This is a genomic window from Vibrio sp. 10N.222.52.B12 (assembly GCF_002875385.1).
GTDB classification, from domain to species: domain Bacteria; phylum Pseudomonadota; class Gammaproteobacteria; order Enterobacterales; family Vibrionaceae; genus Vibrio; species Vibrio jasicida.
On sequence record NZ_MDAW01000127.1, the window covers coordinates 18,337 to 29,356 of the forward strand.

At 46.7% G+C, this 11,020-nt stretch carries 11 protein-coding genes and 1 riboswitch; of the genes, 3 read left to right on the forward strand and 8 right to left on the reverse strand.

Going from position 1 to position 11,020, the window contains the following annotated elements; genetic code table 11:
- Positions 1–169: 169 nt before the first annotated feature.
- The 7 genes from thiE to thiD form a co-directional block, all read right to left on the reverse strand.
- The gene (thiE, locus tag BCT11_RS16920) at positions 170–784 is read right to left on the reverse strand and encodes a thiamine phosphate synthase (RefSeq protein ID WP_102388800.1); all 615 of its coding nucleotides are present in this window, start codon (positions 782–784) and stop codon (positions 170–172) included.
- A 64-nt stretch (positions 785–848) separates the two neighbouring features.
- The gene (gene thiM / locus BCT11_RS16925) at positions 849–1,640 is read right to left on the reverse strand and encodes a hydroxyethylthiazole kinase (protein WP_102388801.1); all 792 of its coding nucleotides are present in this window, start codon (positions 1,638–1,640) and stop codon (positions 849–851) included.
- Positions 1,641–1,652: 12 nt separating this feature from the next.
- Positions 1,653–2,321: a thiaminase II gene (gene tenA, locus BCT11_RS16930; RefSeq protein WP_020195160.1), complete on the reverse strand. Its 669-nt coding sequence runs from the start codon at positions 2,319–2,321 to the stop codon at positions 1,653–1,655.
- Positions 2,322–2,375: 54 nt separating this feature from the next.
- Complete coding sequence (locus BCT11_RS16935; protein WP_102388802.1) at positions 2,376–3,326, reverse strand: ABC transporter substrate-binding protein; 951 nt, start codon at positions 3,324–3,326, stop codon at positions 2,376–2,378.
- Between the two features lie 46 nt (positions 3,327–3,372).
- Positions 3,373–4,173, reverse strand: coding sequence for an ABC transporter permease (locus BCT11_RS16940; RefSeq protein ID WP_009706843.1), 801 nt, complete (start codon positions 4,171–4,173; stop codon positions 3,373–3,375).
- Positions 4,166–4,921: an ABC transporter ATP-binding protein gene (locus BCT11_RS16945; RefSeq protein WP_102388803.1), complete on the reverse strand. Its 756-nt coding sequence runs from the start codon at positions 4,919–4,921 to the stop codon at positions 4,166–4,168. Before BCT11_RS16945 ends, BCT11_RS16940 begins: the two co-directional genes overlap by 8 nt.
- Complete coding sequence (thiD, locus tag BCT11_RS16950; protein ID WP_042605748.1) at positions 4,911–5,783, reverse strand: bifunctional hydroxymethylpyrimidine kinase/phosphomethylpyrimidine kinase; 873 nt, start codon at positions 5,781–5,783, stop codon at positions 4,911–4,913. The genes BCT11_RS16945 and thiD overlap by 11 nt, the downstream gene beginning before the upstream one ends.
- A 103-nt stretch (positions 5,784–5,886) precedes the next feature.
- Positions 5,887–5,996, reverse strand: a riboswitch (TPP riboswitch).
- Positions 5,997–6,625: 629 nt separating this feature from the next.
- Here thiD and BCT11_RS16955 point away from each other — a divergent pair.
- Positions 6,626–8,011 (forward strand): TldD/PmbA family protein, encoded by a 1,386-nt coding sequence (locus tag BCT11_RS16955; RefSeq protein WP_102388804.1) that lies wholly within the window; start codon positions 6,626–6,628, stop codon positions 8,009–8,011.
- The gene (locus BCT11_RS16960) at positions 8,011–9,354 is read left to right on the forward strand and encodes a TldD/PmbA family protein (protein WP_102388805.1); all 1,344 of its coding nucleotides are present in this window, start codon (positions 8,011–8,013) and stop codon (positions 9,352–9,354) included. Before BCT11_RS16955 ends, BCT11_RS16960 begins: the two co-directional genes overlap by 1 nt.
- A 77-nt stretch (positions 9,355–9,431) precedes the next feature.
- On the opposite strand, the gene trmY is transcribed toward BCT11_RS16960, so the two are convergent.
- Complete coding sequence (gene trmY / locus BCT11_RS16965) at positions 9,432–10,031, reverse strand: tRNA (pseudouridine(54)-N(1))-methyltransferase TrmY (RefSeq protein ID WP_005374282.1); 600 nt, start codon at positions 10,029–10,031, stop codon at positions 9,432–9,434.
- 158 nt (positions 10,032–10,189) lie between these two features.
- On the opposite strand from trmY, the gene BCT11_RS16970 reads away from it, so the two are divergent.
- Complete coding sequence (locus BCT11_RS16970; protein WP_102388806.1) at positions 10,190–10,714, forward strand: DUF3087 domain-containing protein; 525 nt, start codon at positions 10,190–10,192, stop codon at positions 10,712–10,714.
- The last annotated feature ends 306 nt before the right edge of the window (positions 10,715–11,020 follow it).

The following is an 11,020-nucleotide window of genomic DNA, read 5'->3' on the forward strand; positions in this document are numbered from 1 at the left end:
GGTGCAGAATAGGGAAAGTGTGAGATTCTGTCAGAATGATTAGTGTGATGAATGTCTCGGTGCAATAGAAGAGTCTACTTCTTCTTTGGTTTTCAATCGGTCTTTTAGAGTAGCGAAATACGAGATCAAAGTGCTCATCCATAAGCGCTTTGTTCAGGCGTGAGCAAGGTTAGCTCATCAACCCTAATAAATATTCCGATGCCGCTTTGGGATCTTCTGCGTGGCAAATTGCTGAAACCAAAGCCAAGCCGTGAACACCAGTGGCGCAGAGCTGCGGAATGTTATTTTCGTTAATGCCGCCAATGGCAACAATCGGCAGTGAAGTGGTTTCTAACGCCATCTTCAAACCATCAATACCCCAGTGTTTTTTGGTGTTGGTTTTGGTTGGCGTCGCGAATATCGCGCTCAAACCGATGTAATCAATCGGCAGAGAGTCGGCTTCTGCAAGCTGCTCTTCATTTTCGATAGATAAACCGAGAATTTTGTTTGGTCCAATCAACTCACGAGCAATGATTGCTGGCATGTCTGATTGCCCGAGGTGGACCCCATCAGCATCGACAGCCAGTGCGATATCTACGCGGTCATTGATGATCAAAGGCACATCGGTATCTTTAAGGATGTCTTTCACGGCTTGAGCTCGTTCGATAAACGCACGCACATCACCGTGTTTTTCGCGGACTTGTACCATAGTCACGCCACCTTCCACCGCTTTTCTCACAACACGCTTTAGTGTGGCTAAATCTTGTTGGTCATCGGTGACCAAATATAAACGATAGGCGTTCATTGGGTTTCCTTTAAGCCTCTCATTGAAAGAGGATTGAGAGGCTAGTGTTAAAAGAGATAAAAGCTTATTGCACGTGCAGTTTGAGGCGCTTCGCCAATGTTTCTTCATCCAACTGGTAAAGCTCATCCAACAGGTTCATTTGCAGGCTACCTGGACCACGAGCTTGTTCCGCTGCAATCTCGCCAACAACACCTAGTACCGCTGCTGCTACGAGACCAGTGTCATCACCAACGGCAGCAAAAGCGCCCGTTAGTGCCGTGAGCGTACAGCCCATTCCTGTTACGTATGGCATCATCTCGTGACCATTGTTCAGTTGCACGGTTTGCCCTTTCGTGACGATGTAATCGGTCTCGCCAGAAATCACCACGCTTGCATCATACTCTGTGACTAAGAAGTTGGCTGCGCCAAGTGCCGCGTCGCTGCTGTCTAACGCATCGACGCCTTTGCTTTGTGCTTGCTCGCCAGCGAGTGCAATGATTTCTGAAGCGTTACCTCGGATGATGAGTTTGTCTGCAAGGAGTGCGATTTCACGTGATGTCTCTGTACGTAGTGAGCTTGCTCCGCAACCGACTGGGTCGAGTATAACGATTTTACCATTGGCATTGGCTTGCTCTACGGCATAGCTCATACGCGGTGTCCAAACGCTGTCTAAGGTACCAATGTTGATAACCAGTGAGCCCGCGAACGACATCATCTCTGCCATCTCTTGTTTGGAGTGCGCCATGATTGGAGAAGCGCCGATAGCCAATAGCGCGTTTGCCGTGTTGTTCATCACCACGTAGTTAGTGATGTTAACGACTAATGGCTTTTGCTGGCGTACTGCGGTTAATGCTTGGGTGATTTGTTCAATTAACATGAGACTTTCCGATTAATCTTGCTGAGCATTCAGACCTTGTTGCCAGAATGCTACTTCCATACGCGTTGCAGTTTTGAATACCTGAATCAGGTTTTGACCACGCTGGCTATTGATGTCGATTTCCGCCAATAACTGGTTAAAGTGTTCTGCACCTTTTGCGACACCAGATTGGAACTCTTCACCACCGTAGAGATTGATCCAACTTGCGTATGGATTGCCTTCGATTACTGTCTTTTCATCTTCAATCAGCATCTTACCGATAACGGCATAACCGATAGAGCATGGCGCTAGTGCCGCGTATAGATCAACAAGATCGCCCGTCATGCCAGCATCCAACACATAACGGGTGTAAGCTACCGTGCCGAAATCTTCTGGCTCGTTTTCTAAGTCGGATTCTGTCAACCCCCATTGCTCACAGTAAGTCACGTGGTGGGCGATTTCAGAATCGAGCAATGCATGTACGCTTGGGAGAGCACGGCGCATGTCATCCAAAGTACGTGCTTTGTAGATCGCTAATGCGTAAGCTCGTGCGTACTGTTTTAGGAAAAGAAAATCCTGCTTTAGGTAATGCAGAAAACAAGGCTGAGCCAGAGTGCCTTGCGCCAATTGCTGCACGAAAGCATGCTCGGTGTATTCTTGCCAATCTTGGCGGCAAGCGTCGATCAAATCTTGGTATTTCATTATGGGTATCTCGTTATCAAAAGACCCTAGGCTTTGAGCCTAAGGTCAGTAGCATTAGTCAAAGCTCGGCACGTAATCTTTCGCTTTTGGCAGTGTTTCGATGATGTTTTGTGAATACATGAACTCGGCATAATCATCGTAGCGTTTCAGATCTACTGCAGATGGACGAAGAGCGAAACGAGTTAGCGTGTCATTCCAAGCGCGCTGGTTAAGCTCGTTGTTGAGGGTGTCTGGTGAATAAGCCACAAACTCTTTCCAAGATTCTTTTGGATGGTTAACGATGTAAGTGGTCGCTTGCTCCAGCGCTTTGTTGAATGCCTTGATGGCTTCTTTGTCGTAGGTTTTTGCATTGGCTACGAAGACTAACTCGTCATACGCTGGCACGCCGTGTTCTTCAGGGAAGAAGGCTTTAGCTTTATAACCTTCTAGTGCAAGTTGGTTGGTTTCGAAGTTACGTAGACCGCCCCAAATCGCATCCACTTTGCCAGACGCAAGAGACGAAGACAGTGCCCAACCTACGTTGATGATTTGTACGTCAGAAAACTTCACGTTCTCTTGAGCTAGCATGGTGCCGATTGTCGCTTCTTCGTTGCCTGCGATCGCAATACCGATCTTCTTGCCTTTCAAGTCACCAAGGTTTTCATTCTTACCGTTGTCCAACACCATCAGCGTGTTGAGTGGCGTAGCAATCAAAGTCGCAGAGCGGATTAGTGGCAAACCAGCCGCGACATCGATAGTTAGGCTTGGTTGGTAAGAAATCGCCATGTCGACCTTGCCAGCAGCGACCAATTTAGGAGGTGTACTTGGATCTGCAGGCTCTTGAATGTTGACCTTCAAACCTTGCCCTTTGAAGTAACCACGCTCTTTGGCAATCACGATAGGACCATGGTTTGGATTGACGAACCAATCCAACATCAGTGTCATCTCTTTTTCAGCGGCAAGCACGTTGGTTGATACCACTGAAGCGAGTAGAGCAGCAGCGCTCATAAGTTTGTTTTTATTCACGGGGCTTTTCCTTTCTTTCCCAATTTTCTTTGGTTATTTTCTGTAATTATTTGCTTTCCCAAGGGATGGCTTTTTTCAATAATTTATCGGTGATGAAGTAGAGTGAGATAGACAGCACAGCGAGGATAAACAGCGCTGCAAACATCTCATCAATGATCATGCGAGCGTTGGCTTGGAGCATCAGATAACCCAAGCCTTCACTTGAACCTACCCACTCACCGACCACTGCTCCAATTGGCGCAATAACGACGGCAACACGAATACCTGAGGCTAAAGTTGGTAGTGCGGCTGGCAATTGAATATGACGAAGTAGCTGCCATTTAGACGCGCCCATGGTCTTGGCAAGGTCGAGGTAACCTGTTGGCGTATTGCGCAAGCCGTCATAGCAACATGTCGTGACGGGGAAAAAGATGATGATCGCCGCCATGACTACTTTCGATGCAATGCCGTAACCCAGCCAAAGCATGAGCACTGGCGCGATAGCGAATACAGGGATCGCTTGGCTAGCAATCAGAATTGGCAGTAACCAACGCTTCAGCGGCTCGAACATCAGCATTTGCAATGCGAACAGCAAACCCATTGATAATCCAAGCGCCAAGCCAAGTAAAATCTCTTGCGCGGTAACCCAAGTATGTTTGAGCAGGACATCGTAACGAGTGACCAATCTATCCAGCACTTCAATTGGTGAAGGTAAGATGAAGCTTGGCATGTCGAATACCACCACGACCAACTGCCACAATCCCAAGATCACCGCTGTGCTAATTACCAAGCGCAGAGCCGGATGGGTCACGCGTTCTTTTTTACTAATGCGTGCCGAAACGGAGTTGTACTGAGTCATATCACTCATAGTCTTTCTCCAGTTGATCCAAAATCGCTTGTTGTAGCACTGCGCACTCTCCATCGAGAACTCTTGGAGGCTTGGAATCCGGAACAACCAAGTGCTGAGCTTGCGCAGGTGTGCCTTGCAGTACATAGAGTTGGTGAGCTAATCGCACCGCTTCTTGTGGGTCGTGGGTAATCAGAACAACCGTCTTATCTTTCAGTAATTCGGCAGACAAGGTTTGCAACTTATGACGAGTAACCGCGTCCAGTGCAGAGAAAGGCTCATCCATCAGAACTAGAGGTTTGTCTTGCATCAGAGTGCGAGCAAGGGCTACACGCTGTCTCATGCCGCCAGAGAGCTGAGCTGGCTTAGCATCCGCGTAATCGGCGAGTCCCACTTGGTTGAGTAAAGTCAGTGCACGTTGTTTATTTTGCTCTGGTGATTGGTCTTGAGAAAATCGAGAGCTGAGGCAGACGTTGTCTAACACATTTAGCCATGGTAGCAACAAGTCTTGTTGTGCCATGTAGGCAATACGTTCGTGTAGGGCGATGCCATCCGTGGTGGTTAATTCACCATGCCATTCGACTTTGTCGTCTAACAAGCCCGCTAGATAACGAAGGATCGTCGTTTTTCCGCAACCACTACGGCCAAGTAACACAGTCCATTGATTGGCAGGGATGGTCATACTCAACCCTGCTAATGTTGGCATTTGGCTGTCTTTGTATTGCAGACTTGCTTCGGTAAGCTGAATGCCGAGTGCGTTAGCGCACATGCGTGTGACCTGCAAAAAAGTGGTTTACAGGGCCGTGACCTTTACCGACATCCAATTCGTCAGCGTGCGCGATAGCTTGGCTGATGTACTGCTTACCAAGGTGCACCGCTTTGTGCAGGTTGTTGCCTTGGCCAAGGTAAGACGCGATAGCAGAAGACAGCGTGCAGCCTGTGCCATGGGTGTTTTTGGTTGGAAAGCGTTTAGCGCTGATTAACTCGGCGCTGTCTTGCATGATCAGCAGATCGTTGCTGTTTTCGTCTTTTTCTAAGTGGCCGCCTTTTAACAGCACCGCTTTTGCACCGAGTGCGCGTAAATCAGCAATCATATCGTTCATTTCAGATTCCGACTGAGGCACTGGCTTACCCGTCAATGCGGCGCCTTCTGGTAGGTTAGGAGTAATGATGTCTGCGAGCGGAATCAATTCTTCTTTTAAAGTGCTGATTGCTGACTGTTCCAGTAATAGATCGCCGCTGGTGGCCACCATTACAGGGTCAATCACGAGGTGTTTTGGCTGGTATTGCTTAATTTTGTTGGCAACAACTTTGATGATGTTGGAATCTGCCAGCATGCCTACTTTGACTGCAACGATGTTGAGGTCGGTAAATACCGCATCGAGTTGGCTCTCTACATGGTCGAGAGGAATGGGGAAAATCGCAGAAACGCCTTGGGTATTTTGCGAAGTAATTGCCGTGATTACCGAGCAAGCAAAACTGCCGGTTGCGGACATCGCTTTGATGTCAGCTTGAATGCCTGCGCCACCGCCACTATCAGAACCTGCAATCGTCAACACAATCGGTGTGTCTGTTGAAGTTGCTGCTTGTGGCTGTGTTGATGGTTTTTCTTGGCTTGACTGCTGCGCCATGGTCGCTCCTATTACAGACGTAAAGGAACTGACTTGGCCATTGAAGATCGGTGTATGGATCCGTTGAGGCTAGCTGTACTAATAGAGACTCAAGCAGGCTAGTGGCAAAGTGATGATAGTTCCCTACGTCAGTGCTAACTGAATCAGGTTCAACGGGTCTCGATTTCGATCTCAGCCGACGCATTCACTGCATGGGCCCCCCGACTATTTCGTCAAGATAATAGCAGTTCACTCAGTTACGGTGCACGTGTTTTTTCCTGTAAAGGGATAGTAATCGTTTAAATATGAGACTTGATAGCGGTAATGAGAGAACAAAATTTAGTGTATACCCAAGTAACCTCGAGATGCTTGGTTCAGCGAGAATGACTTGGTTTGTAGACGCGGCGGCGATTTGAAGGCTTAGTGGGTCTAAATCAAGAATCGGCAACAAAGTATACAAGCCAAGGCCCTTACTATTTGCAAAGAGGGCCCTCTGGGAGCGTGTCATTGACCCGATTGCTACGTCAAACAACTTGGAAAGAGCGTGCTATTCCGCTTCGTTGTTTTCCTTGCACTCGAATCAATGACAACGCTCTGAATCCTGCATCTTGAAGTCACTTGGGTATAAATGACGTGCTGTATTGAAAGTAGTAGTTCAAGACACTATCTAATAGTGAGATATCGACATAATACGTAACGAATCGTTCTTTGATTTAGCAAGGATTAGCATAAAACAAGGTTAAAAAAGTGTTAATATTTAACGCGTTGCCAATATACTTTTGAGTCATCCAATTTAGGTTGTGACTGTTATAAACAGAGTCTAACTCAGAGGTGGGGAAGGCTAGGACGAGCAAGGAGATTTCATGCTTAATTCTGTAACAGCGAAAGCGGTGATCGATCATGCCCTCTTTTTAGGGGCTGATTTCGCTGAGCTATTCGTTGAACACCATCAAACCAACACCGTCCAGATCGCATCTGGTGAGGTGGACAAGGTTAACTCGGGTATCGATTTTGGTATCGGTATTCGTCTCTTCTTCGGTCATAAAGTGCTTTACGGTTATACCAACAGCACCGAGGAAGCCGAACTTAAACGCGTAACCTCACTGCTTGCTGCAAAAGATAAGCGTGAGCAAATCGCGTCAGCAGGTTCTCTCAATCTGAACCGGTACCCAATTCAACATGGTTGTCGTATGCCACTTGGCAAAGACGCTAACCTAGATTCTAAAATTGCTTTCCTGTTGCAAGTTGACCAAGCAGCACGTGCAGAGAGTGAACATATCAGCCAGTTCATCGGCAGCGTGCTTCAGCGCGAACAACAAGTGTCTATCTTCAACTCAGAAGGTCTACACGTTGACGATACTCGTCACTACATCCGAGTTGCTGGTAATACTGTTGCGCAAAAAGGTAATGAGCAGTCTTCTGGTATGGAAGGCCCTGGCGCTCTTGCTGGCTGGGAGTTCAATGAACAGCTTGATGCGAAAGAGCTAGGTCAAACTATCGCGCAACAAGCGTTGGTAAAACTTGGCGCAGATGCTTGTCCATCGGGTGAAATGCCAGTGGTAATTGGTAACGGCTTTGGTGGCGTAATCTTCCATGAAGCTTGTGGCCACTTGCTAGAAACCACTTCAGTTGCGAAGAAGGCGTCCGTATTCCACGACAAGATGGGCGAAATGGTTGCTCACACCGCGGTGAATGCTGTAGATGATGGCACCATGACCAACGAATGGGGCTCGATTCATGTTGATGACGAAGGCATGAAGACTCAGCGCACTCAATTGATCAAAGACGGTAAGCTAACTAGCTTCATGGTCGATAAAATGGGTGGTATGAAAACAGGTTATGAGCCTACGGGGTCAGGTCGTCGTCAAAACTACAAGTTCGCACCAACCTCGCGTATGCGTAACACATTTATCGAAGAAGGCGAGCATTCTCTTGATGACATGCTTGCTGGCATCGAACGTGGCATCTATGCGAAGAAGATGGGCGGTGGTTCGGTTCAACCGGGAACGGGCGAGTTCAACTTTGCCGTTCGTGAAGCTTACCTCATTGAAAATGGTAAAATCACCAAGCCTCTGAAAACAGCAACGCTGATCAGTACGGGGTCAAAAGTGTTGAAAGAAATCAGTATGGTCGGCAAAGACATGGCGCTTGCGCCGGGCATGTGTGGTTCAGTCAGTGGTTCAGTACCAACAACAGTCGGTCAGCCAACGCTCAAAGTAGATAACATTCTGGTAGGAGGCGGTAACTAATGAGCCAAGTACAACAACTTCTTAATGCGGTTGATTACGTCCTATCAGAAGCAAAACGCCAAGGTGCAGAAGCGGACGTCATTGTAAACCGCAACAGTAGCTTTTCTTTGAAAGCGAACCAAGGAAAGCTGGATGAGTACAAAGTAAGCTCAAGCCAAGTTCTGGGTGTTCGTGTTGTGAAAGATGCGCGCGTTGCAACGAGCTACTCTGAGTCTTTAGAGCAACCAAGCTTAGATTTGATGCTGACTAATGCACTGCAAAGCGCTCGTTTTTCCAAGCAAGATGAACATCAGACTATTAGCTGCGTGAACAGCGAAATCACGACTGATTTCGCTGAGATTGCTCAAGAAGACACAACTTCGGTTGATGAAAAGATTGAAATGTCTCTCGCACTTGAGCAAGGCGTAATAGCGCTACCTCACGCTTCTAGCGCACCTTACAATGGTTATAGTGATGGCGAAACGCAATTAATTATTGCCAATACACAAGGCTCGTTGTGCCAACACTTCGAACGCTCGTTTACTTGTTACGCTTATACCTTGTTTGAAAAAGACGGTAAACAGTCGATGGCGGGTAGAATGTCACTGGGTCGTCGCTTTGATGAGTTGAACCCAACTTACTGCATTGAAGGCGGTTACAACCTTGCTCGTGATCTTCTTGAAGGCGCACCAATGGCTACGGGTAACTACCCAGCAATCTTCCATATCAATGCGCTAGCAAGTTTGTTCGGTGCTTTTGGCAGTGCTTTCTCCGGCGTAAGCGCGATGAAAGGCATTACGCCATTGGGTGACAAGCTTGGTCAGCGTGTTGCGAGTGACTTGATTACCTTTACTGATACGGCTTACATGCCAAATGGTATGGCAATTTCGGGCTTTGATAGTGAAGGTTTTGCTACTCAAGACAATGTAATGATTGCCAATGGTGAATTGAAAACCTTGCTACACAACAGTCAGACTGCGAGTTATTTGGGCGCAGTCTCGACAGCAAGTGCCGCTCGCGGTGCAAAATCGAGTCTAGACGTTTCAGCGAATCATAAAGTGATTTCGACCGGCGGCAGCAGTGCGTCAGAAGTAAAAGCGGGTGAGTACCTAGAGTTAGTCGAACTTCAAGGTGTCCATTCTGGTGCTGATGCAGTGAGTGGTGATTTCTCGTTTGGTGCGAGTGGCTTCTTGTGCCGTGATGGAGAGCGCATTCAACCGGTTCGAGGGATCACGGTAGCGGGTAACTTCTACAAGATGCTGCAAGAAGTTGAGGCGGTAGGTGATACTCAGTTAATTAACGATAGCCGCACTTTCTTCTCGCCAGACGTTCGCTTTGCACGCTTGAGCATTGGTGGTAAGTAAACTTAGCATTCCTATAGAAACAAAAAGAGGACTCAATCGAGTCCTCTTTTTTATATCGAATGATTAACTCGTGAGAATTAAAATTCGCGGATGTCCAACTCATTGTGGATCAATACCACACACTGAGAAGCGAACAGCATCTTAGGACCTAAGCTGATCTTCTCTGTGCCAAGGCGCTTTAAGCTGTTAAAAGACTTCTTCGGCATCGGAATATGGTCAGTTAGCAAGAAACATGGGTTTCCACCGATTTCTGCATCACGAACAAATTCGCCTTTTTTATCCAACATATATAGTTGGTGATCTTCTGCCAGTTCTTGCACTAGGCGTTCAAAACTGACGGTACGAACGGTGATACCAGGTTCGACTTCACGAAGTTGCTCTTTGCCCATACCAACCGAAGCATCCAAAGCGCGAGCCACTGCTGCAATCAAGGTTGACTCATGAAAGCCGCCAATGTTGGTGATGTCGTTGGAGCGAATAGTAATGGTGCGTGAGAAATCTTTTGTGCTTTCTAAAACCAAGTGCACAACCACATCTTCACGGTGCGATTGAGCAACGAACATAGTGTTCATCATGGTATGAGCAAGAATCTCTGTATGCGCTTCATTACCAACACCTTCTAACAGTGCTTTGCTGGTGGTTGGTGCCGCGCGAGCTCGTAAAACAAAAGAGCGCATGAATTTAACCTCTATATAGGAAGAGTGAATGCGCGGAAGTATATACCCAAGCAGGGAAGGGATGCGAGTTTAATAGCAAATGTGAACTTACTTACAAAGCTTCGATTGTCGTGCGGAGTGTGCTGGTTAGAATAGAGGCAACCTGTTAGGAGCGGTATATGGAAATCAAAAAAATAAACAAACAAGTTTATAGAAAGAAGGTCAACTTAGTGATTGGTTGCTTTGTTGCCTTGCTTGCTATCTCTTCTCTTGCTTTTAGTACTTTATTAATTGTCTTGTTCGGTAATACCGATGCAGTACCTGAACCGTCGACGGGGAACTTTCATTGGAACTTAATTGGTGTTGTGCTCGCCTTAGCCACTTCACTGTCTTTGTTAAACCAATTCAAAACACGCCCTTATATGGAAGAAGTGTTGTATGTCTGGAAACTCAAGCAGCTGCACAACAAGATCTTTCGCAAACTGAAAAGTATTAAAGCCGCTTCTACTGAGCACGATGTAAAAGCACTGACGATACTTAAGTTCTACTATACGACTCAAAGTCAGGTGTTTGAGCTAGATAACAACACATTGACGATGAGCAGTGTAAATAAAGAATTAGAGGCTATTGAGCAAATCGAAGCGGCGAAGTCACTGGATCTTGATATCACAAGCTTTGAAGAGTCTTGGATAGATACATATTGATTGCCTATTTGCTACGTTAAGTTAACAACTAAGTGCTAAAAATAAGCGTTTGAGTGAGATTTCATCACTCGACGCTTTTTTTTAAGTTTTTTTCTAAAAAAGGGTTGCCAAGAAAAATCATCTCCCTATAATGCGCCTCCGTTGTCAGGGCAAAGCGGAAACGCAAAAGTGGTTGGCAATGAGGCGAAAGAAAAGCTTCTAAAAATTAATTTGAAAAAGTGTTTGACACTAAGAATTAATTCCTTAGAATACGCCTCCGCTTCGATAGCAAAGCTTACGAAGCAAGCTCTTTAAAAATATAGACCT

Bases quoted from the DNA above. Each gene is read 5' to 3' on its own strand.
- thiE (WP_102388800.1), bottom strand. From the start codon at position 784: ATGAACGCCTATCGTTTATATTTGGTCACCGATGACCAACAAGATTTA.
- thiM (WP_102388801.1), bottom strand. From the start codon at position 1,640: ATGTTAATTGAACAAATCACCCAAGCATTAACCGCAGTACGCCAGCAA.
- tenA (WP_020195160.1), bottom strand. From the start codon at position 2,321: ATGAAATACCAAGATTTGATCGACGCTTGCCGCCAAGATTGGCAAGAA.
- BCT11_RS16940 (WP_009706843.1), bottom strand. From the start codon at position 4,173: ATGAGTGATATGACTCAGTACAACTCCGTTTCGGCACGCATTAGTAAA.
- BCT11_RS16945 (WP_102388803.1), bottom strand. From the start codon at position 4,921: ATGTGCGCTAACGCACTCGGCATTCAGCTTACCGAAGCAAGTCTGCAA.
- thiD (WP_042605748.1), bottom strand. From the start codon at position 5,783: ATGGCGCAGCAGTCAAGCCAAGAAAAACCATCAACACAGCCACAAGCA.
- BCT11_RS16955 (WP_102388804.1), top strand. From the start codon at position 6,626: ATGCTTAATTCTGTAACAGCGAAAGCGGTGATCGATCATGCCCTCTTT.
- BCT11_RS16960 (WP_102388805.1), top strand. From the start codon at position 8,011: ATGAGCCAAGTACAACAACTTCTTAATGCGGTTGATTACGTCCTATCA.
- trmY (WP_005374282.1), bottom strand. From the start codon at position 10,031: ATGCGCTCTTTTGTTTTACGAGCTCGCGCGGCACCAACCACCAGCAAA.
- BCT11_RS16970 (WP_102388806.1), top strand. From the start codon at position 10,190: ATGGAAATCAAAAAAATAAACAAACAAGTTTATAGAAAGAAGGTCAAC.